The sequence below is a fragment of the Xanthomonas sp. NCPPB 2866 genome (assembly GCF_041475745.2).
GTDB classification, from domain to species: Bacteria; Pseudomonadota; Gammaproteobacteria; order Xanthomonadales; family Xanthomonadaceae; genus Xanthomonas; species Xanthomonas arboricola.
Genome location: NZ_CM192975.1, coordinates 2,714,041 through 2,734,807, shown reverse-complemented (window position 1 = coordinate 2,734,807; position 20,767 = coordinate 2,714,041). Strand labels below are relative to the sequence as shown.

Sequence of the window (20,767 nt, the reverse complement as noted above, 5' to 3'; positions counted from 1 at the left end):
CTCATGACCAATGCCCCTCCCGAAGTCTGCGACCTGTTGATCGAAGCCGGCTACGTCGTGCCGATCGAGCCGCATGCGGTGGTGCTCGACGATCACGCGGTGGCGGTGCACAACGGCATCATCGTGGCGATCCTGCCGACCGCCGAGGCGCGCCTGCGGTTTGCGCCGACGCAGACCGTCTCGCGCCCGGAGGCGGCCTTGATCCCGGGCCTGGTCAATGCGCACACGCATAACCCGATGACGCTGCTGCGTGGCGTTGCCGACGATCTGCCGCTGATGGTATGGCTGCAGCAGCACATCTGGCCGGTGGAAGCGGCGGTGATCGGGCCGGAATTCGTCGCCGACGGCACCACGCTGGCGATCGCCGAAATGCTGCGTGGCGGTACCACCTGCGTCAACGAGAACTACTTCTTCGCCGATGTGCAGGCGGCCGTGTACAAGCAGCACGGGTTCCGTGCGCTGGTCGGCGCGGTGATCATCGATTTCCCCACCGCCTGGGCATCGTCGGACGACGAATACTTCGCACGGGCCGGCGAACTCCACGACCAGTGGCGCGACGATCCGCTGATCAGCACCGCCTTCGCGCCGCATGCGCCGTACACGGTCAACGACGCCAACTTCGAACGCGTGCGCATGCTGGCCGACCAGCTGGATCTGCCGGTGCATCTGCACACGCACGAAACCGCGCAGGAAGTGGCCGATTCGGTTGCGCAGTACGGGCAGCGCCCGCTGGCGCGGCTGGACCGCCTGGGGCTGGTCAACGACCGCCTGATCGCCGTGCACATGACCCAGCTCACCGAGGCGGAAATCCACCTGTGCGCCGAGCGCGGCGTCAGCGTGGTGCATTGCCCGGAGTCCAATCTCAAGCTCGCTTCGGGCTTTTGCCCGGCCTGCGCGCTGCAACGTGCCGGCGTGAACCTGGCGATCGGCACCGACGGCTGCGCCAGCAACAACGACCTGGACATGTTCAGCGAGAACCGCACGGCGGCGATCCTGGCCAAGGCAGTGGCCAACGATGCCACCGCACTGGACGCGGCCACCACGCTGCGTGCGGCCACACTGGGCGGCGCGCGCGCGTTGGGCTTCGGCGACAGGATCGGCTCGATCGAAATCGGCAAGCAGGCCGATCTGGTCTGCGTGGATCTGTCCGCACTGGAGACCCAGCCGCTGCATCATGTGCTGTCGCAACTGATCTACGCTGCCGGCCGTCATCAGGTCACCGATGTGTGGATCGCCGGCAAGCCCAAACTGGTGCAGCGTGAGCTCATCGACATGGACACCGCTGCCCTGGTCGCCAATGCGCGGCAGTGGCGCGAGCGCATCCGCACCGTCCGCGCCTGAGCGCGCGTCACCCCATCACGGAGCTCCGCATGAATCCGAATCCCCAATCCAATTCCAGCAACTTCCATCAGAGCGAGCTGGACAAGTTCGCGGCGCTGGCCAACCGCTGGTGGGATGCCGACGGCCCGCAGAAGCCGCTGCATGCGCTCAATCCGGTGCGCCTGGACTACGTGTCCGCGCGGCTGGGCCTGGCCGGCGCGCGCGTGCTCGATGTCGGCTGCGGCGGCGGTCTGCTCAGCGAGTCGATGGCGCGCCTGGGCGCGCAGGTCACGGCGATCGATCTGGCGCCGGAGCTGGTCAAGGTGGCGCGCCTGCACAGCCTGGAATCGGGCGTGCAGGTGGATTACCGCGTGCAGTCGGTGGAAGACCTGGCCGCCGAACAGCCGGGCAGTTTCGATGCGGTGACCTGCATGGAAATGCTGGAACACGTGCCGGACCCGACCGCGATCATCCGCGCCTGCGCCAGCCTGCTCAAGCCGGGCGGCAAGCTGTTTTTGTCCACGCTCAACCGCACCCCGGCCGCGTTCGCACTGGCGGTGGTCGGCGCCGAATACATCGCGCGGCTACTGCCCAGGGGCACGCATCACTACAAGGATTTCATCAAGCCGGCGGAGCTTGCGGCGTGGTTGCGCAGTGCCGAACTGCAGCTGGAAGATGTCAGCGGCATGGTGTACGAGCCGTGGCGCAATCGTGCGCGCCTGTCGTCGCGGACCGAGGTCAATTACCTGGCTTATGCGGTGAAGCCGTGACGAATCGGGAATCGGGATTCGGGAATCGCAACAACAGAGACCGGCGCCGGTGATGTCCGAGCCATTCCGAGTTCAAGATGACGCCGCTCAGCGGAAAGACGCCGTCGCATCGTCAAAGTTTCCGCGTGCGGTGTTGTTCGATCTGGATGGCACCTTGCTCGATAGCGCGCCGGACATGCTGGCGACCGTCAACGCGATGCTGGATGCGCGTGGGCGTGCGCCAATCGCCTTGGCGCAGTTGCGTCCGGTGGTGTCCAAGGGCGCGCGCGCGATGCTGGCGGTGGCGTTTGCCGACCTCGATGCGCTCGAGCGCGATGCCTTGGTGGCGGAATTTCTGCGTCGTTACGAAGCCTTGATCGGCACGCAGTCGCAGCTGTTCGACGGTGTCGAAGAACTGCTGCTGCGGCTGGAGCGCGCCGGTTGCATCTGGGGCGTGGTCACCAACAAGCCCGAATATCTGGCCCGGCTGATCCTGCCGCAACTGGGGTGGGAGCAGCGCTGCGCGGTGCTGATCGGCGGCGATACGCTGGCCGAGCGCAAGCCGCATCCGCTGCCCTTGCTGACAGCGGCCGAGCGCATCGGGGTTGCGCCGGCGCACTGCGTCTACGTCGGCGACGACGAGCGCGACATCCTAGCCGCGCGCGCGGCGGCGATGCCGTCGGTGGCGGTGTTGTGGGGCTATCGCCTGCATGACGACGAGCCGTCGCGCTGGCAGGCCGACGTCCTCGTCGCGCAGCCGCAGACACTGTGGGATGCCGTGGCGTGGCCGCAGACCTGATCTTCTTTCGTTTTCTTCCGGACCCGCCATGAGCCAATCCAGCGCTCTCGACAGTTTTCTCGACAAGTGGCGCACGCGCTGGCCGGAATGGTCGGTTGCCGAGCCTTTCATTCCCGAGCCGCAGCGACGCCTCACGGCGGCCTGGTTTGCGCTGCTGCAGGAATGGGAAGACATCATGAACATCGCCGGCGACCCGTTGCCGGCCGACGCCAAGCTGGCATGGTGGCAGCAGGAGCTGCGCGACTGGTCGCAGCAGCGTTCGCGCCATCCGCTGGGGCGCGTGCTGGAGCCGGTGCCTGCGCCATGGGCGCAGTTGGCCGACACCTTGCCGGCCATGCAGGACGCCCGTGCGCAGCCGCAAGCGTTGCAGCAGGCGTTGGCAAGATTGCGTGCCTTCGCCGAGGCCGTGGTCGGCGTGGAAGCCGCGCTGTTTGCGCGCACCCAGCCTGGCGATGCCACCGCGGTGGCGCTGCAATGGCTGGATGCACGCCAGCGTGTGGCCGGCGACAGCGCCGCACCTGGCGACATGACGCTGGCCGCATGGCGCACGCAATTGCTGCGCGCCTGGCCGCGCAAACCGGCGTTGGCGCGCCCGCACCGGGTATGGTCGCGGCTGGCTCGCCTGCGCCTGAAGCGCGAGCTTGCCGGCAAGGCAGCCTATCCACCGCCCGTGCAGCAGTTGTGGCATAGCTGGCGTGCTGCCAGCGGCGTGGACTGAGCGCGCGGATCTGGTTCCGTCAGTGCACAACCAACGACGTGGCGAAGGTGCCGCAATCGTAGGAAACGACAACGCCTGTCGGCGTACCGCATCACACGGCGTGCCGACAGGCGAGGGTGGCAACGTCAACGCGTTGCGACGTGGTGCTTCAGGGCGACCTGGCGTGGCGAGCCATCAGTCCGCGCTGCCGGCACCGCTATTGCCGTATTCGTAGAACCGGTTGGCCGAATTGGCGCAGTTGCTGCTGCAGTACGGGCGGCTGACGGTGGAGGCATTCCATGGTGCGGTCTTGCGGATGTGGCTGCCCAGGCTGGAATTGCGCACCGTGACCTGACCATTGGGTGAGGTGCCGTTGACGTAGGCGGACAGGCTGCTGATGCCTTCGTCCCAGGCGCGCCCCAGGTAGGTCTGGTTGTCGGGTGATCCGGAGCCGGCGACGAAGCGGCTATTGATCGCCAGGAACCCATAGGCACTGCCCGGACGTGTGCTTGGCGCAAAGATGTAGCCGCCGCGGCTGCTGCCCAGGCGCGCACCGGCCGAGCGGATGGTGGCGTTGTCGAACACGCCCACACCCGAGCCGAAGATGAAGTCGACATCGCCTTCGATCGTGCTGTTCTTGAAATAGGCGCGGATCACATTGGCGGCATTGGTCGCACTGATCAGCAAGGTGTCCTGATTGCCGGTCACCAGTACGTCTTCGAAGCTGGCCTGGTCGCCACGCACCGCCAGCGCGACTGCCGACTGGTTGTTGTCCTGGTAAGTGCCTTCGACATAGTTGTTGTCCACGCGCAGGTGACGCGCCTGGAAGCCGGCGGCGCGCACGGTCAGTGTCGCGCTGTTGGAGGTGCCCACCGTGGTTGCCGCTGCATTGCTGGCACAGGGGTGACTTGCGGTGCCGGCCGGCTTGGGCGTGGGGTTGGCGTTGTTGAAGCGGATGACGGTGTCGGCGGTGTTGGTGCCCAGGCCGAACACGGTCAGCGGTGGCGCGTTGGTCGGCACGCAGACCAGTTCGGTATAGGTGCCGGCCTTGATGCTGATGTAGCGACGGGTGCTGCCGCCGGCAGCGACAGCGGCATCGATTGCCGACTGCACGGTGCGATAGCGCGTGGAGCCATCGGCGGCCACGGCGAAGTCTGCACTGAGCAGCGCGACCCCCGCAGTGGGATTCCAGTTGTCGGTGACCAGGGCGGTGATCGGGCCGGCCTTGGCCAGGGCCTTGGAGATGGTGTACGTGCTCGCCTCGCTACTGGTGAGTTGTGGGCGGCTGGCCGTGCCGGTCAAGGCGGTGGCATCGGCGCTGACAAGGCTCAGCAGGACGGCGGCGATACAGGTCGTGCGCAAGGGCGATGCAGACATGAGTGGCGCTCTCTCGGAAGGGACGCAGGCGATTGATGGATACGCTTCAGCCGCCGCACGTCGCGTGCATGTGCCGCAACCATGGCGCAGCACGCGATCGGCGGATGCCGGTCACCGCGTCCGGGTGTTCCTGGATGGCGGAGCAATCGGCGGGGCGATCTTACTGACGTGGTCGCTACAGCGGTCTGGCGTTCAGATGCAATGTTCAAGAGCTTCGGTGGCATCACGCTCTGCAACGTGACTGCGTCGCAAACAGGCGCCATTGGCTTGCGTGATTTATGCAGGTGCACCATTTCACCGGCGCGATCGCGTTGCCGCCATGTGCAGGCAGGAGTGCACATCGTCACATGCCGTGGGCGGGGAGACTTCCAGACTGAGTCACCCGCGTAGACACGCGCATGTGAGACATCGAGATGGCAGACCCCAAAGAGCTGCAGGAAAAATTCTGGAAAGCCCTGAAATCCGATCGCACCGTGATGCTGGGCCTGGATGGCGTGGAAGACGGGCATGCCCGCCCGATGACCGCACAGATCGAAGGCGATAGCGGTGGTCCGATCTGGTTCTTCACCTCCAAGGACAATGCGCTGATTGCCATGCTGGGGCAGGGCCGCCGCGTCATCGGCGCCTTCAGCAGCAAGGGGCACGACCTGTTCGCCAGCATCAGCGGCTCGTTGCGCGAAGACACCGACCCGGCCGTGGTCGAGCGCCTGTGGAACCCGCATGTGGCTGCCTGGTATGAAGGCGGCAAGGACGATCCCAAGCTGGCGCTGCTGCGTCTGGACACCGATCACGCGCAGATCTGGCTCAACGGTTCCAGTCTGCTGGCCGGTATCAAGGTGTTGTTCGGCGTTGACCCGAAAAAGGATTACCAGGACAAGGTGGCGGACGTTCCGCTGCGCTGAGGCCTGCTGCACGCCTGCACGATCTTCGCGATGGTGCAGGCGTTCCCATTACAGTGTTGTCGCTTGCGTAAGCGCCGATCCAGTCGTGAGGCTGGATCGGCGCTGTCAGCCTGGATTGCATACAAGACGGTCATGGCACTGCGCGTTGACGCGCTGCCTGACAGAGGAGAAAAAGATGCAACAGATCGAAATCGGCCAGATGGTGTTTCTGCGCGACGGCGAAGTCGGCGTCGGTGCCGTCCGCGAGGTGCGCAAGGATGGCGCCGAGCTGGTCATCAATATCGAAAATGGAGGCGACTTCGTGCTGCCTGCTTCGGTGGTGCGTGATGTGCATTCCGGCAAGGTGATGCTGGATGTCGCGCAACTGCCGGAGGAGGTACGCAATGCCCTGCGCCATCCGCACGACAACGAGTTGCCAACCAGCACCTATGCGGCCAGCGATCCGCACGATGGCGCGCTTACCTAAGTAGGTTGGCTAGCCGCACCCAGCTTCAGAGTCTGGTGGCGCGCCATCAGGAAGCAGAAACGACCGCGGCGCGGCATCGGACGCGCCCGCCGACGGCAGCGCCGGTTGCTCGGCCTCTTCCTTGAGCTGCACGCCGGACAGTTTGCGTCGGAACGATTCGCGCAGCAGGTACGCAAGCTTGTGCGTGGCTTCGGCGTAACTCAGTCCCTCGGCGCGGATATTGGAGATGCAATTACGCGCGGCGTCGGTCAGGCCGACGCGTGGGGTGTAGGTCAGATACAGGCCCAGGCTGTCGGGCGAACTCAGGCCTGGCCGCTCGCCGATCAACACGATCACCAGACGCGCCTTGAGCAGTTCGCCGACCTCGTCGCCGATGGCGACGCGGCCTTGCGCGATCAACGCCACCGGCGCCAATGACCAGCCTTCGTGTGCGGCCAGCGCGTCGATATGCTCCAGCATCTGCGCTGCATGCCGATGCACAGCCAATGCAGAGAGTCCGTCGGCGACCACCACGGCGATATCGTGCCCGCCGCCGTGAACCGCGGTCAGGCCACGCAGGTGCGCGGCCGCATCCTCGTCCAGGCGCCGGCCCAGATCCGGACGTTGCAGATAGGTGTGCCGGTCCACCGCCGCGCTGTGCAGCAGAATGCTGTCCCGCCCGCGCTGTTGCAGCGCTGCCTGCAGCGGCTGTGGGTCGAATGCCAGATGCACCGCATCGCGCGCCTGCGCATGCGCAAGCTGGAAATCCAGGTGCGCCGCGGTGGGCAGGCTGGTGCCGACGCGCCCCAGCGCAATGCGCGCCGGTGTGAGCTGACGCAGCTGCGCCCAGGCATCGCGCGGAGGAGTGGTGGGGCTGCTCATTGCACGCTGCCGGCGTTCAATTGCTCCAGCGCACGCCGGAACGGTGCGGGAAGCTCGCTGCCGAGTTCGAAGCGGCCATCGCGCAGGCGCAGGATGCCTTGCTGTTCCAGCCAGTGTTCGAACTCGGGCGCAGCGCGCAGCCCGAGCGCCTGGCGCGCATACAGCGCATCGTGGAACGAGGTGGTCTGGTAGTTGAGCATCACATCGTCGGAGCCGGGAATGCCCATGATGAAGTTGATGCCGGCGGTGCCCAGCAGGGTCAGCAGCACGTCCATGTCGTCCTGGTCGGCTTCGGCATGATTGGTGTAGCAGATGTCGCAGCCCATCGGCACGCCCAGCAGCTTGCCGCAGAAGTGATCCTCCAGCCCGGCACGGATGATCTGCTTGCCGTCGTAGAGATATTCCGGGCCGATGAAGCCCACCACGGTGTTCACCAGCAGCGGCTTGAACTGCCGCGCCACGGCATAGGCGCGCACCTCGCAGGTCTGCTGATCGACGCCATGATGCGCATTGGCCGACAACGCGCTGCCCTGGCCGGTCTCGAAATACATCACGTTGTCGCCGACACTGCCGCGCCGCAGCGACACCCCGGCGTCATGGCCTTCCTGCAGCAGCGCCAGATTGATGCCGAAGCTGGCATTGGCCGCTTCGGTGCCGGCGATCGACTGGAACACCAGGTCCACCGGCACACCGCGGTTGATCGCGTCGATGGTGGTGGTGATGTGTGCCAGCACGCAGGACTGCGTGGGGATCTGGTAGCCGGTGATCACCGCATCGAGCATGCGCAGCAACGCGGTGGTGGCGGCCAGGCTGTCGCTGGCAGGATTGATGCCGATCACCGCATCGCCATTGCCGTATAGCAGGCCATCGAGCACGCTGGCGGCGATGCCGGTGGCATCGTCGGTAGGGTGGTTGGGCTGCAGGCGCGTGGACAGGCGGCCACGCAAGCCCAGCGTATTGCGAAAGCGCGTGACCACGCGCGTCTTCTGCGCGACCAGGATCAGGTCCTGCACGCGCATCAACTTCGAGACCGCCGCCACCATCTCCGGCGTCAGTCCGGGCGCCAGTGCGGCCAGTGCCGCTTCGTCGGCCTGCGCACTCAATAGCCAATCGCGAAAGCCACCGACGGTGAGATGCGCCACCGCGGCAAATGCGGCCGCATCGTGCTGGTCGACGATCAGGCGGGTGACCTCGTCCGATTCGTACGGCACCACCGCTTCATCGAGGAAGTGACGCAGCGGCAGGTCCGCCAGCGCCATCTGCGCGGCCACTCGCTGCAGCCCGGAGTCGGCGGCGAGCCCGGCCAGTTGGTCGCCCGAGCGCGGCGGCGTGGCCTTGGCCAGCAAGGTCTTGAGATCGGCAAACTGGAAGCGCTCGCCGCCGGCGGTAAATGCGAAACCGCTCATCTGGCACTGGCCGCAGGCGTGGCCTGGCTGCGCAAGCTCAACACGCAACACAGCGCACCGAACAGCAGCAGGCCCACGAAGATCAGCGCCACGATCGGGTTGAACCAGACCATCGCCACCAGACACACCAGCGCCAGCAGCAGCGCGATTGCCGGCACCACCGGATAACCCGGCGCACGAAAGCTGCGCTCCAGCCCGGGTTCGGCGCGGCGCAGCTTGAACAGGCTGAGCATGCTCATCACATACATCACGATCGCACCGAACACCGACATGGTGATCATCGCCGCGGTCAGCGACATGCCCTGGATCTTGACCACGCTGTCGCTGCAGATGGCTGCGATGCCGATCGCGCCGCCGGCAAGAATCGCGCGATGCGGCGTGCGAAAGCGCGACAGCCTGGCCAGCCCGTGCGGCAGGAACCCGGCACGCGCCAACGCGAAGAACTGCCGCGAATAGCCCAGGATGATGCCGTGGAAGCTGGCCACCAGGCCGAACAGGCCGATCCACACCAGCATATGCAGCCAGGTCGAGCTGTTGCCGACCACCGCCTTCATCGCCTGCGGCAACGGGTCGTTGATGTTGGAGAGCTGGCGCCAGTCGCCGACCCCGCCCGCAAACACCATCACGCCCAATGCCAGCACCACCAGAGTGAGGATGCCGGCAATGTAGGCACGCGGAATCGTGCGCTTGGGGTCCTTGGCTTCTTCGGCCGCCATTGCCGCGCCCTCGATCGCCAGAAAGAACCAGATCGCAAACGGAATCGCGGCAAAGATGCCGGAAATGGCGGCCGGGCCGAACACATCGTTACCGGCCCAGCCATTGGCGGCAAAGCGCGCAACGCTGAAGCCCGGTGCCACCACGCCCATGAACACCAGCAGCTCGATCACCGCCAGCAAGGTCACGATCAGCTCGAAGGTGGCGGCGATCGCCACGCCGAGGATATTCAAGCCCATGAAGATCGCATACGCGCCGATCGCGGCGATGCGTGGGTCCAGGGTCGGGAACTGCACATTGAGATAGGCGCCGATTGCCATCGCGATGGCCGGCGGCGCGAACACGAATTCGATCAGCGTGGCCAGGCCCGCCAGCATGCCGCCGTAGGTCCCGAACGCGCGCAGGCTATAGGCGAACGGCCCGCCCGCATTGGGGATCGCGGTGGTCAGCTCGGTAAAGCTGAAGATGAAGCAGGTGTACATCACCGCGACCAGCAGCGTGGTCACCAGAAAACCCAGCGTGCCGGCGGTGCCCCAGCCGTAGCTCCAGCCGAAATACTCGCCGGAAATCACCAGACCCACGGCGATCCCCCACAGTTGCCAGGTGCCCAGGGTGGGTTTGAGTTGCTCGTTGCGCATGTCGCACATCTCCTGCGGTCGGGGGAGGGGAGATGACGCAGGTCCGGCGGCTAGGTACCGGACCGACGGCCAGTGACCGATCGTCCACCGATGCCCGGTGACGATCGACGGTCGTCCCGGTTATACCCCAAAGCCCTGCGGCGAACACAAGCGCAACGGGTGGGTCGCAGACACCATGCCGCCGCGCGCCGGCCCTGCCGGCACACCGCACGCGCTAGCTATTTGCTGCGCTCAAGCACCAGCAGCGGATCGATGCGTACATCGAACCAGTTCATCCCCCAATGCAGATGCGGCCCGGTCGCGCGCCCGGTGGCACCGACTGCCGCAATCACCTGGCCTTGCTCCACGCGGTCGCCCACCTTCACGTCGATGCGCGACAGGTGCAGAAAATTCGAACTCACCCCGAAGCCATGGTCCAGCAACACGGTGCCGCCGGTCAGATACAGGTCCGGCGCGGCAAAGGTCACCACGCCGGCAGCCGGTGCCTTGACCGGCGTGCCGGTGGGCACGGCGATATCCATGCCCGAGTGGCCGGCACCGGGCTGGCCGTTGTAGACGCGCGCGTTGCCGAAGCGCCCGCTGATGCGGCCCTGCACCGGCCAGATGAAGGCCTGGGCGAAATCGGTGCGGGCATCGTCGCGGTCACGCGCGGCGGTGACCTGCGCCTGCTCGCGCTTGATCCGCTCGGCGATCGCCGCAGGCGGATTGACCGTCTTGGGCGGCACGCCGTTGACGCGCTCCACCGGCCAGTCGCGCGGCGTCACTGCGATGCTGGCGGTCTGTTTGCTGCCATCTGGCCGGGTGATCTGCACCTGCAACGGTCCGCTGGCGTCGCGGCCGATGCCGAACACCACGCTGCCATAGCCACTGACCCGCAAGCTGCGGCCGGCGTACTGCACCTGGCTGCCCGCCGGCACCTTGCCGATCACCAGCGCGCCCTGCGAAGCGCTTTGCGGAAATACCACCTCCGCGGCGTCGGCGGACTGCGCAGCGACGCTGCCGGCAGCGAGCGAGAGCGGCGCCAGCGCAAGCCAGGCGCCAACCATGGCTGCGCGCATCAGCGGTCGAAGGTCAGGCGCTGACCGGCGGCAGCGCCAATCAATTGTTCGCCATCCCACACCTGCTGGCCGTTGACCCAGGTCGCGGCGATACGCGAACGGAACGTGGTGCCTTCGAACGGCGACCAGCCGCACTTGGACAGCACCTGCTCGCGCTTCACGGTGAACGGGGTGTTGTCGATCATCACCAGGTCGGCGAAATAGCCTTCGCGCAGGAAGCCGCGCTCTTCCACATCGAACAGCTGCGCCGGCGCATGCGCGAACTTCTGCACGATGCGGGTGATCGGCAGCTTGCCCTCGTGCACCAGCTCCAGCGCGGCGACCAGCGCGTACTGCACCAGCGGCAGGCCGGAGGGCGCCTGTGCGTAGGGCTTCTGCTTTTCTTCCCAGGTATGCGGGGCGTGGTCGGTGGCGAGCACGTCGATGACGTCCTCGGCCAGCGCCTGGATCAACGCCAGGCGGTCGTCGGCGTCCTTGATCGCGGGGTTGCACTTGATCAGGTTGCCCAGCCGCGCGTAATCGCTGCGGTCAAAGCGCAGGAAGTGGATGCAGGTCTCTGCGGTGATGCGCTTGCGCAGCTTGCCCTCTGCATCGACCAGCGGGCCGGCCTCGAACAGCGCCAGCTCGTCGGCGGTGGAGATATGCAGCACGTGCAGGCGGGTGTTGTGCTTGCGCGCCAGCGACACCGCCAGCCGCGAGGACTTCAGGCAGGCCTCGCGTGAGCGGATGTCCGGATGCATCTCCGGGGTCAACGCGTCGCCGTACTTTTCCTTGTACTGCGCCAGCGTCGCGTCGATGGTAGGGGTATCTTCGCAGTGGGTGATGATCGGCGTCGGCGCGTCGCGGAAGATCGCGTCCAGCGTCTCGGGGTTGTCGACCAGCATGTTGCCGGTGGAGGCGCCCATGAACACCTTGATGCCCGGGGCGGTCTTCGGGTCCAGCGTCTGGATCGCGGCCAGATTGTCGTTGCTGGCGCCCATGTAGAAGCCGTAGTTGGCCCAGGCGCGCCCGGCCGCCGCGTCGTACTTGGCCTGCAGTGCGGCCGCGTCCAGGGTCGGCGGATTGGTGTTGGGCATGTCCATGAAGCTGGTCAGGCCACCGGCCACCGCGGCGCCGGATTCGGTCGCGATATCGCCCTTGTGGGTCAGGCCGGGCTCGCGGAAGTGCACCTGGTCGTCGATCATGCCCGGCAGCACCCAGCGTCCGGCCGCGTCTACCACGGTGTCGCCTGCGGCTGGGGCGATCTTGCTGGCGATCTTGGCGATGCGGCCGGCTTCGATCAGCAGATCGGCGTCGAATTCCTTGCCTTCATTGACCAGGCGGGCGTTGACGATGAGGGTTCGGCTCATGGATGAGGTCCTTTGCAACTGCAGGAAGGGGAAGCGGGCGAGGACGCGGGCGCGTCGGGGACGGGATCGAACCCGCCCGGATGAAAGGGATGGCAGCGGCCAAGCCGGCGTGCGGCCAGCCAGCAACCGCGCAGCGGGCCGAAGCGGCCGATCGCGGTCATCGCATATTCCGAGCAACTGGGCGCGAAACGGCAGCGCGGCCCCAGCAGGGGGCTGATGAACCGCTTGTAGAAGCGCAGCAGCGCGATGAGCAGGCGTGAGATCACTTGCCAATGATATGCCACTTGGATTAATACGTGGTTGCCGGGGGTCCGTGGGGTAAGCTATAAAGGCCCGCTTTCCCGGGCCCCGGGGGAACCAAGGATGAGCGTTTCGTGGCTGCTAAAAAACCTGCAAAAAAGGCCGTAGAGGCCGCCAAGAAGTCCGCCAAACCCGTTGCGAAGAAGGCAGCGGCGCCTGCCGCTGCAAAACCGGCCGCCAAGCAGGTCAAGCCGGCTGCCAAGCAAGCGGTTGCCAAGAAGGCAGCTGCGAGCAAGACCGCGGCCAAGCCGGCGCCGGTCGCCAAGACCGCAGCGTCCAAACCCGCGGCCGCCAAACCTGTAAAATCTTCTGTCGCCAAGCGTGCTGCCAAGCCGGCGGCGAACAAGGCAGCTCCGGCTGCCGCCAAACCGGCCGCCAAGCCGGTGGCGCCCAAGTCCGTACCGAAGCCGGCTACCAAGTCGACTCCGGCCAAGTCAGTCCCGGTCAAGGCTGAAAAGCCCGCGCCCGCACCGGCCTCCAAGGCCGCCCCTGCGAAGCCGGCAAAGCCTGCGACCCCGTCACTCAAGAATCCCGTGCCCGTTTCGAAATCTTCAGCAAAAACGCCAACCAAAACCGAAGCCCCCGCCAAGCCCGCCGCGACCCGTCCGGTCGGCAAGGTGGCCGTGGCCGTGACCTCCAAGCCGTCCAGCCCGACCCCCAAGACCAAGTACAAGGTGGTCGAATACAAGACCGATGAGGCCACCGGTCGTCCGATCCTGCCGCAGGGCTACAAGCCTGCAGCCGATGAGGAGTACATGAGCAAGCTGCAGCAGGAGTACTTCCGTCAGCGTCTGCAGAGCTGGCGCAACGACCTGATCGAAGAGTCCAAGCAGACCATCGAAAACCTGCGCGAAGAAGTGCGCGACATCGGCGACGAAGCCGAGCGTGCAACGCGCGAGACCGAGAACTCGCTGGAGCTGCGCACCCGCGACCGTCATCGCAAGCTGATCGGCAAGATCGACAGCACGCTGAAGCGTCTGGAAGACGGCGACTACGGTTACTGCGTGGACACCGGTGAAGAAATCGGCCTGGATCGGCTGGAAGCGCGCCTGACCGCCGAACGCACCATCGACGCCCAGGAGCGTTGGGAGCACCTGCAGAAGCAGCAGGGCGACTGATCGTTCGACAAGGTCCAGGCCTTGTCCGTCGACTGAAAGACCCCGCCATGTGCGGGGTTTTTTTATGCGCATCGTGCCAGCGCAACGGACGTTGCAGTGGTCGACACGCCTGGCGCGTGTCATGCGGCCAGGCAGGCATCGATCAGGTGATATCGATCAGACCTGCGGGCACCGTCGCAGACTTCACTGCTGCCAACCTCACTGCAGATCGCGCAGATCCAGCTTGCGCAGCTTCGGCGCCTTCCACGCGGTGGTGGCGACCACGCCCAGGGTCACGCAGCCGCCGATCACCACGGCCGGCACCAGGCCGACCAGGCGTGCCATCACGCCGTCGTAGAACGCACCCAGCTCGTTGGACGAGCCGATGAAGATGCCATTGATCGACGACACCCGGCCGCGCATCGCATCGGGCGTGGCCAGCTGCAGGATGGTCTGGCGCACCACCACCGACACCCCGTCGCACATGCCGTAGACCAGCAGGATCGCCGCCGACAGCCAGAAATGCCGCGACAGGCCGAACGCGATGGTGCACAGCCCGAAGCCGGCCACCGACAGCATCAGGATGCGCCCGGCATTGCGCTGCAGCGGGTGCCGCGCCAGCCACACCCCGACCACGATCGAGCCCAGTGCCGGGGCGCCGCGCAGGATGCCCAGGCCTTCCGGGCCGTAGTGCAGGATGTCGTGGATGAAGGCCGGCAGCATCGACACCGCGCCGCCCAGCAGCACCGAGAACATGTCCAGCGCCATCGCGCCCAGCATGATCTGGTTGGACAGCACGAACTGCGCGCCTTCGGCGATGCTGCGGAAGATCGGCGCACGCGGGCCTGTATTGACCGGCTCGCTGACACGCAGCAGCGCCAGCGCCAGGATCGCTACCAGCGCCACGCCGGCGGCCACGCCATAGGCCAGGCCCTTGCCGCCCCAGCCGACCAGCACGCCGCCCAGCGCCGGGCCGATCACCATGCCGGCCTGGAAGGTGACGCTGCCGATGCTGGCGCCGCGCGCGAACGCCTCGCGCGGCAGCGCACGTGCGAACAGCGCGTTGTAGACCGGCGACAGGAACGAGCGCGCCGCACCGGTCAGCGCAATGGCCGCATAGATCGGCCACACGCCCTGCACCGGCAGCCAGCCATGGGTGATGGCCAACAGCAGCAACGCGGTGGCGACCAGGCCCAGCACCGCGACCATGCCGAGGCGTCGGCGCGGCAGATGATCGACCAGATAGCCGGCAAACGGCGCGATGCAGAAGAACGGCAGGATCTCCGCCAGGCCGATCAGCCCGAGCGAGAGCGGATTGCGGGTGATCTCGTAGATATGCCAGCCGACCGTGACCGCGACGATCTGGTACGACAGCATCGCCGCCACGCGATACAGCAGCACCAGGCCGAAGCCGGGGTGGGCGAGCAGCGTACGCAGCGAAGCGGCAGGTGAGGGCGTCGGCGTGCTCACTGCTGGGCGCGGGCGGTGTCGCGGATGAAAGCCAGCATTGCCGCCACGCCGTTGCTGCGGGTCGGCGACAGGTGCTTGGCCAGCCCGATGCCGGCGATGTAGTCCGGCTCGGTGGCCAGGATCTCCTGCGCGCTACGCCCGGAGTAAACGCGCAAGGCCAGATAGATCAGCCCGGAGACGATCGCCGAGTCGCTGACGGCGTGGAAGTCCAGCCGCTCGGCATTGCCCTCCGGCACGATCCACACCATCGACTGGCAGCCATGCAGGCGGTGTTCTTCGGTCTTCCACTGTTCGGGGAAGCTGGGCAGCTTGCGGCCCAGGTCGATCAGGTACTGGTAACGCTCGGACCAGTCGCCGAAGAAGGAAAATTCCTCGGCAATGGCGGCCTGTGCGTCGACGGCGGTGGGTTCAAGCGGGAAGGGGGTGGTGGTCATCAAAAAATCCAGATTCGGTCGGTGGTAGCGCTGCCCGGCGACACCGCAATGGCGCCCCTCACGCGCCGGGGCGAGAAGGCGCGGTTTGCGCGCCATGGGCGCGCGTGCCTTGGAGCGCCCGCGCCGCCAGCGCGGGCGGGGCGCGGAGCAGGGGTTGGATGAGGGTACGGGCGAAGCCTCGCTGGAATTCGATGCGGGTGGCTTCGCCCATCTCAAAAAAAGCGATGCATGTGGATTCGCTCGCACCCTCATCCGCCCCTGCGGGGCACCTTCCCCCAAAGGGAGAAGGGAGGAGGGTCATGCGCGCTTCCAGCGCACGCCTTGCGGAGTGTCTTCCAGCACGATGCCTTCGTCGGCCAGCTGCGTGCGGATGGCGTCGGCGCGGGCGAAGTCCCTCGCTTTCTTGGCGGCATTGCGTTCTTCGACCAGCGCCGTGATGCGCGCATCGTCGCCCGCGTCGGTGCCGCGCGAGAACCAGGCGGCCGGGTCCTGCTGCAGCAAGCCCAGCGCCAGGCCTGCGCCGAGCAGCCGCGACTTCAGTCCGGACAGCGCGGCAACACCTGCCGATGCGTCGCTGCCCTGTGCGAGTTGGGTGCGCAGCGCGCGGGCCTCGGAGGCGATGTTGGCGATGACCGACAGCGCAAGCGGAGTGTTGAGGTCGTCGTCGAGCGCGGCTTCCACCTCGTCGGGAATCGTGGCCGGCTGCGCGGGGGCGGTCCCGGCAGCGTGTTCGGCCGCGGCCAGGTCGCGCAAGGTGCCGTACAGCCGGTCCAGCGTGTTCTTGGCCTGGTCGATCAGGCCATCGGACCAGTCCAGCGGCTGCCGGTAATGCGCGCTCAGCAGCGCGTAGCGCAACGCCTCGGGCGGGTGGCGGGCGATCAGGTCGTGCACGGTCTCGATATTGCCCAGCGACTTGCTCATCTTGGCGCCGCTGAAATTGAGCATGCCGTTGTGCAGCCAGAACCGCGCAAAGGTCGCCCCGCCATGCGCGCATTCGCTCTGCGCGATCTCGTTCTCGTGATGCGGGAACTGCAGGTCCACGCCGCCGGCATGGATGTCGATGGTCGGGCCCAGGTGCGCGGCAGCCATCGCCGAGCATTCGATATGCCAACCCGGGCGGCCGCGGCCCCAGGGCGAGTCCCAGCCGGGCAGCTCGTCGCTGGAGGGCTTCCACAGCACGAAGTCGCCCGGGTCGCGCTTGTACGGCGCCACGTCCACGCGCGCGCCGGCCAGCATCTCGTCCGGGTCGCGGCGCGAGAGCTTGCCGTAGTGCGCAAAGCTGGCCACCGCGAACAGCACATGGCCTTCGGCGGCATAGGCATGCCCGTTGGCAATCAGCTGCTCGATCATCGCCACGATCTGCGGGATATGCGCGGTCGCTTCCGGTTCGATGTCCGGCGGCTGCACGCCGAGCGCGGCCATGTCCTGGCGGTAGATCGCGGCGAAGCGGTCGGTGATGGTCGAGATCGGCACGCCCTGCGCCTGCGCGGCGGCGTTGATCTTGTCGTCCACGTCGGTGATGTTGCGCGCGTAGCGCAGCGCGCCATAGCGCCGGCGCAGCAGGGCGGCCAGCACATCGAACACGACCGGGCCGCGGGCGTTGCCGATATGCGCGTAGTTGTAGACGGTGGGGCCGCACACATACAGGGTGGGGCTGGACGGATCGAGCGGTGCGAACGGCTCGGCCCGCCGCGTCAGGTTGTTGTGCAGGCGCAGGCTCATCGGCATCTGAAAAAGGATAACCGGGCGATTCTAGCCGGTCGCGGCGATGTGGCGAACCAACCGCACGCGCGCAGCAGCGCCGGTGACCGGATGGGCTGCGTTCAGCCCAAGGGATCGCAAGCTCCATACACTTACGTATTGCCTGGCTGCGCCCTCCTGGTACTGATGCGACCTTCCCCGTTCTTCCTGCTGCTCTGTGTGTTCGCCTGGCAGGCATCGTCAGCGCACGCGGCGGAAACCGATCCCAAGAACCGGGTGGTGGTGATCGAGAACGTGAAGCTGGATTACGCGCAGGTGCTCAATGTCGAGCCGGTCTATCAGACCCTGCGTGCCACCCGCATGGAGGAACAGTGCGAGGCCGAGCAGGTCGCGCCGGTGGCAGCGGCACCGGTCGAGGACGAAGGCCGTATCAACCGGATGGTGGATTCGGTCAAGGAGATGTTCTCCCGTCGCCCCGAGCCGGCGTCCGTGCCGATGGCGGTGCCGCCGACCAGCACACGGCGCAACTGCCGGGTGGTGGAAGTGCCGCGCGAGTTCCGGCGGCCGATCGCCTTCGATGTGGATTACGTCTACAAGGGCACCAAGTACCGTTCGCGGCTGCCGGAAGACCCGGGTAACCGGCTGCGCGTCCGCGTGTCGGTCACCCCCTACATCCCCGACGCCATCGTCGCGCCGCCGCGCTGAGCCGCGCGGCGGTTGCGCCGTGCCCGCATGCATGCGAGGATTCGCGCCCTATGTACGCAAACGCCTTTCAGCACGACACCAGCGCCGCCCGAATGGCCTCCGGCATGACCTCGCGTGCCCGCCGACCGGAATCCCACATTTTCGCTGGGTAACCGGAGCGTTTTGCTGTTCCGCCGTTGAAAACCCAGCCCGCAGGCTGGGTTTTTTCGTTTTGACATCACAAAAGTTTCAACCGCAAGAAACGCGCATGTCGCGCACCCCGCCGCTCCTGGCGGACCACGCAGCAGAAGCACGCAGCACAAGGATCGATCGATGTCACTGAAGCACTTCTTGAACACCCAGGACTGGAGCCGCGCCGAACTGGACGCGCTGTTGACCCAGGCCGCGTTGTTCAAACGCAACAAGCTGGGAAGCGAGCTGAAGGGCAAGTCGATCGCGCTGGTGTTCTTCAACCCGTCCATGCGCACCCGCACCAGCTTCGAGCTGGGCGCGTTCCAGCTGGGCGGGCATGCGGTGGTGCTGCAGCCGGGCAAGGACGCCTGGCCGATCGAGTTCAATCTGGGCACGGTGATGGATGGCGACACCGAGGAGCACATCGCCGAAGTGGCGCGGGTGCTGGGCCGTTATGTCGACCTGATCGGCGTACGCGCGTTCCCGAAGTTCGTCGACTGGTCCAAGGACCGCGAGGACCAGGTGCTCAGGAGCTTTGCCAAGTATTCGCCGGTACCGGTGATCAACATGGAGACCATCACCCACCCGTGCCAGGAGCTGGCGCACGCGATGGCGTTGCAGGAACACTTCGGCACCCAGGATCTGCGCGGCAAGAAGTACGTGCTGACCTGGACCTATCACCCCAAGCCGTTGAACACCGCGGTGGCCAATTCCGCGCTGACGATCGCCACCCGCATGGGCATGGACGTGACCCTGCTGTGCCCGACGCCGGACTACATCCTGGACCCGCGCTACATGGACTGGGCAGCGCAGAACGTGGCCGAAAGCGGCGGCTCGCTGCAGGTCAGCCACGACATCGACAGTGCCTACGCCGGTGCCGACGTGGTGTATGCCAAGAGCTGGGGCGCGTTGCCGTTCTTCGGCAATTGGGAGCCGGAAAAGCCGATCCGCGACCAGTACCAGCACTTCATCGTCGACGAACGCAAGATGGCGCTGACCAACAACGGCGTGTTCTCGCACTGCCTGCCGCTGCGTCGCAACGTCAAGGCCACCGACGCGGTGATGGATTCGCCCAACTGCATCGCCATCGATGAAGCCGAGAATCGCCTGCATGTGCAGAAGGCGATCATGGCTGCCCTGGTGGGCCAGGGCAGCCGGGATTCGTGATTGGGGATGTGGGATTCGCAACGGCGAACCCGGCTCCCGACCCAACCTAGTCAACTTCTAAAGAGACCCCCATGTCGCAGCAGACCGCTTCCACCAATCCCGAATCCCCACTCTCCAATCCCGGCACAAAGAAGGACATCGTCCTGGCGTTCTCCGGTGGCCTGGATACCAGCTTCTGCATTCCGTATCTGCAGGCGCAGGGCTATGCGGTGCACACCGTGTTTGCCGATACCGGCGGGGTGGATGCCGAGGAGCGTGATTTCATCGAAAAGCGCGCGGCCGAACTCGGTGCCGCCAGCCATGTCACCGTCGATGGCGGCCCGGCCATCTGGCAGGGCTTCGTCAAGCCGTTCGTGTGGGCGGGCGAGGGCTATCAGGGCCAGTACCCGTTGCTGGTGTCCGACCGTTACCTGATCGTCGACGCCGCGCTCAAGCGCGCCGAGGAACTGGGCACGCGCAGCATCGCGCACGGCTGCACCGGCATGGGCAACGACCAGGTGCGTTTCGACCTGGCAGTGAAGGCACTGGGCGATTACCAGATCGTGGCGCCGATCCGCGAGATCCAGAAAGAACACACCCAGACCCGCGCCTACGAACAGAAGTACCTGGAAGAGCGCGGCTTCGGCGTGCGCGCCAAGCAGCAGGCCTACACCATCAACGAGAACCTGCTCGGGCTGACCATGTCCGGCGGCGAGATCGACCGTTGGGAAGCGCCGGGCGAAGGTGCGCGCGGCTGGTGCGCGCCGCGCAGCGAGTGGCCGGTCGAGCCGCTGACCGTCACCCTGAAGTTCGTCGAAGGCGAGGCCGTTGAACTCAATGGCAAGGCGCTGCCGGGCGAGCAGATCCTGGCCCAGCTCAACAAGCTGTTCGCGCCCTACGGCGTGGGCCGTGGCGTCTACACCGGCGATACCGTGATCGGGTTGAAGGGCCGCATCGTGTTCGAGGCGCCGGGCCTGATCTCGCTGCTGACCGCGCACCGCGCGCTGGAAGATGCGGTGCTGACCAAGCAGCAGAACCGCTTCAAGCCGGATGTGGCGCGCAAGTGGGTGGAGCTGGTGTACGAAGGCTTCTATCACGATCCGCTCAAGACCGACATCGAGGCGTTCCTGAAGTCGTCGCAGGCCAAGGTCAATGGCGAGGTCACGCTGGAAACCCGCGGCGGCCGCGTCGATGCGGTGGCGGTGCGTTCGCCGCACCTGCTCAACACCAAGGGCGCGACCTATGCGCAGTCGGCCGACTGGGGCGTGGAGGAAGCGGAAGGCTTCATCAAGCTGTTCGGGATGAGCTCGACGCTGTATGCCCAGGTGAATCGCTGAAGTTTCAGGGCACGTATGCAAAGCCCCTCTCCCCCGGGGCGAGAAGGCACGGCTGACGCGCCGCTGGCGC

20 protein-coding genes are annotated in these 20,767 nt (G+C 66.3%); 10 read left to right on the top strand and 10 right to left on the bottom strand.

Annotation, left to right across the window (positions count from 1 at the left end; all coding sequences use genetic code 11):
* The first annotated feature begins 3 nt into the window (after positions 1 to 3).
* Genes ACCQ04_RS11750 through ACCQ04_RS11735 form a run of 4 tightly spaced genes read left to right on the top strand, consistent with a single transcriptional unit; the run spans position 4 to position 3,586 of the window.
* Complete coding sequence (locus tag ACCQ04_RS11750) at positions 4 to 1,341, top strand: TRZ/ATZ family hydrolase (protein ID WP_046345970.1); 1,338 nt, start codon at positions 4 to 6, stop codon at positions 1,339 to 1,341.
* Positions 1,342 to 1,370: 29 nt separating this feature from the next.
* Positions 1,371 to 2,090, top strand: a complete 720-nt coding sequence (ubiG, locus tag ACCQ04_RS11745; RefSeq protein ID WP_024940414.1) for a bifunctional 2-polyprenyl-6-hydroxyphenol methylase/3-demethylubiquinol 3-O-methyltransferase UbiG — start codon at positions 1,371 to 1,373, stop codon at positions 2,088 to 2,090.
* Positions 2,091 to 2,142: 52 nt separating this feature from the next.
* Positions 2,143 to 2,868, top strand: coding sequence for a phosphoglycolate phosphatase (locus ACCQ04_RS11740; RefSeq protein WP_226427690.1), 726 nt, complete (start codon positions 2,143 to 2,145; stop codon positions 2,866 to 2,868).
* 28 nt (positions 2,869 to 2,896) lie between these two features.
* Positions 2,897 to 3,586 carry an isoprenoid biosynthesis enzyme family protein gene (locus ACCQ04_RS11735; protein WP_226427691.1) on the top strand — a complete coding sequence of 230 codons (690 nt, stop codon included), beginning with the start codon at positions 2,897 to 2,899 and terminating at the stop codon, positions 3,584 to 3,586.
* 174 nt (positions 3,587 to 3,760) lie between these two features.
* Here ACCQ04_RS11735 and ACCQ04_RS11730 read toward each other — a convergent pair whose 3' ends face one another.
* Positions 3,761 to 4,900 carry a putative acyl-CoA thioester hydrolase gene (locus tag ACCQ04_RS11730; protein ID WP_184519191.1) on the bottom strand — a complete coding sequence of 380 codons (1,140 nt, stop codon included), beginning with the start codon at positions 4,898 to 4,900 and terminating at the stop codon, positions 3,761 to 3,763.
* 455 nt (positions 4,901 to 5,355) lie between these two features.
* Between ACCQ04_RS11730 and ACCQ04_RS11725 the strand changes: the two genes are divergently transcribed.
* Both ACCQ04_RS11725 and ACCQ04_RS11720 read left to right on the top strand, forming a co-directional pair.
* On the top strand, positions 5,356 to 5,844 hold the full coding sequence (locus ACCQ04_RS11725; protein WP_024940409.1) for a pyridoxamine 5'-phosphate oxidase family protein: 489 nt from the start codon (positions 5,356 to 5,358) through the stop codon (positions 5,842 to 5,844).
* A gap of 175 nt (positions 5,845 to 6,019) precedes the next feature.
* Positions 6,020 to 6,310 (top strand): hypothetical protein, encoded by a 291-nt coding sequence (locus tag ACCQ04_RS11720; RefSeq protein WP_046343030.1) that lies wholly within the window; start codon positions 6,020 to 6,022, stop codon positions 6,308 to 6,310.
* A 9-nt stretch (positions 6,311 to 6,319) separates the two neighbouring features.
* On the opposite strand, the gene eutC is transcribed toward ACCQ04_RS11720, so the two are convergent.
* The 6 genes from eutC to yidD form a co-directional block, all read right to left on the bottom strand.
* Positions 6,320 to 7,171 carry an ethanolamine ammonia-lyase subunit EutC gene (gene eutC / locus ACCQ04_RS11715; protein ID WP_226427692.1) on the bottom strand — a complete coding sequence of 284 codons (852 nt, stop codon included), beginning with the start codon at positions 7,169 to 7,171 and terminating at the stop codon, positions 6,320 to 6,322.
* Positions 7,168 to 8,577 (bottom strand): ethanolamine ammonia-lyase subunit EutB, encoded by a 1,410-nt coding sequence (locus ACCQ04_RS11710; RefSeq protein ID WP_039521883.1) that lies wholly within the window; start codon positions 8,575 to 8,577, stop codon positions 7,168 to 7,170. The genes eutC and ACCQ04_RS11710 overlap by 4 nt, the downstream gene beginning before the upstream one ends.
* Positions 8,574 to 9,938, bottom strand: a complete 1,365-nt coding sequence (gene eat, locus ACCQ04_RS11705; RefSeq protein WP_115042282.1) for an ethanolamine permease — start codon at positions 9,936 to 9,938, stop codon at positions 8,574 to 8,576. The genes ACCQ04_RS11710 and eat overlap by 4 nt, the downstream gene beginning before the upstream one ends.
* A gap of 209 nt (positions 9,939 to 10,147) precedes the next feature.
* Complete coding sequence (locus ACCQ04_RS11700) at positions 10,148 to 10,987, bottom strand: M23 family metallopeptidase (RefSeq protein ID WP_160954545.1); 840 nt, start codon at positions 10,985 to 10,987, stop codon at positions 10,148 to 10,150.
* On the bottom strand, positions 10,987 to 12,336 hold the full coding sequence (locus ACCQ04_RS11695; RefSeq protein ID WP_160954544.1) for a dihydroorotase: 1,350 nt from the start codon (positions 12,334 to 12,336) through the stop codon (positions 10,987 to 10,989). Before ACCQ04_RS11695 ends, ACCQ04_RS11700 begins: the two co-directional genes overlap by 1 nt.
* A complete protein-coding gene (gene yidD, locus ACCQ04_RS11690) occupies positions 12,333 to 12,620 on the bottom strand; it encodes a membrane protein insertion efficiency factor YidD (protein WP_046343020.1) in 288 nt (95 codons plus the stop codon). Before yidD ends, ACCQ04_RS11695 begins: the two co-directional genes overlap by 4 nt.
* 90 nt (positions 12,621 to 12,710) lie before the next feature.
* Here yidD and dksA point away from each other — a divergent pair, with 90 nt between their 5' ends.
* On the top strand, positions 12,711 to 13,754 hold the full coding sequence (dksA, locus tag ACCQ04_RS11685; protein ID WP_080689536.1) for an RNA polymerase-binding protein DksA: 1,044 nt from the start codon (positions 12,711 to 12,713) through the stop codon (positions 13,752 to 13,754).
* 198 nt (positions 13,755 to 13,952) lie between these two features.
* Here the strand turns inward: dksA and ACCQ04_RS11680 are convergent, their stop codons facing one another.
* From ACCQ04_RS11680 to cysS, 3 genes are all read right to left on the bottom strand, one after another.
* Positions 13,953 to 15,203, bottom strand: a complete 1,251-nt coding sequence (locus ACCQ04_RS11680; protein WP_039526966.1) for an MFS transporter — start codon at positions 15,201 to 15,203, stop codon at positions 13,953 to 13,955.
* Positions 15,200 to 15,637: a SufE family protein gene (locus ACCQ04_RS11675; RefSeq protein WP_016903219.1), complete on the bottom strand. Its 438-nt coding sequence runs from the start codon at positions 15,635 to 15,637 to the stop codon at positions 15,200 to 15,202. The genes ACCQ04_RS11680 and ACCQ04_RS11675 overlap by 4 nt, the downstream gene beginning before the upstream one ends.
* Before the next feature lie 297 nt (positions 15,638 to 15,934).
* A complete protein-coding gene (gene cysS / locus ACCQ04_RS11670; protein ID WP_226427693.1) occupies positions 15,935 to 17,359 on the bottom strand; it encodes a cysteine--tRNA ligase in 1,425 nt (474 codons plus the stop codon).
* A 186-nt stretch (positions 17,360 to 17,545) separates the two neighbouring features.
* Here cysS and ACCQ04_RS11665 point away from each other — a divergent pair, with 186 nt between their 5' ends.
* The 3 genes from ACCQ04_RS11665 (at position 17,546) to ACCQ04_RS11655 (ending at position 20,697) form a co-directional block, all read left to right on the top strand.
* Positions 17,546 to 18,043, top strand: a complete 498-nt coding sequence (locus ACCQ04_RS11665) for a glycine zipper 2TM domain-containing protein (RefSeq protein WP_024940007.1) — start codon at positions 17,546 to 17,548, stop codon at positions 18,041 to 18,043.
* Positions 18,044 to 18,355: 312 nt separating this feature from the next.
* Positions 18,356 to 19,381 carry an N-acetylornithine carbamoyltransferase gene (locus ACCQ04_RS11660; RefSeq protein ID WP_104569960.1) on the top strand — a complete coding sequence of 342 codons (1,026 nt, stop codon included), beginning with the start codon at positions 18,356 to 18,358 and terminating at the stop codon, positions 19,379 to 19,381.
* A gap of 71 nt (positions 19,382 to 19,452) precedes the next feature.
* On the top strand, positions 19,453 to 20,697 hold the full coding sequence (locus ACCQ04_RS11655) for an argininosuccinate synthase (RefSeq protein ID WP_126967415.1): 1,245 nt from the start codon (positions 19,453 to 19,455) through the stop codon (positions 20,695 to 20,697).
* Positions 20,698 to 20,767 lie beyond the last annotated feature (70 nt).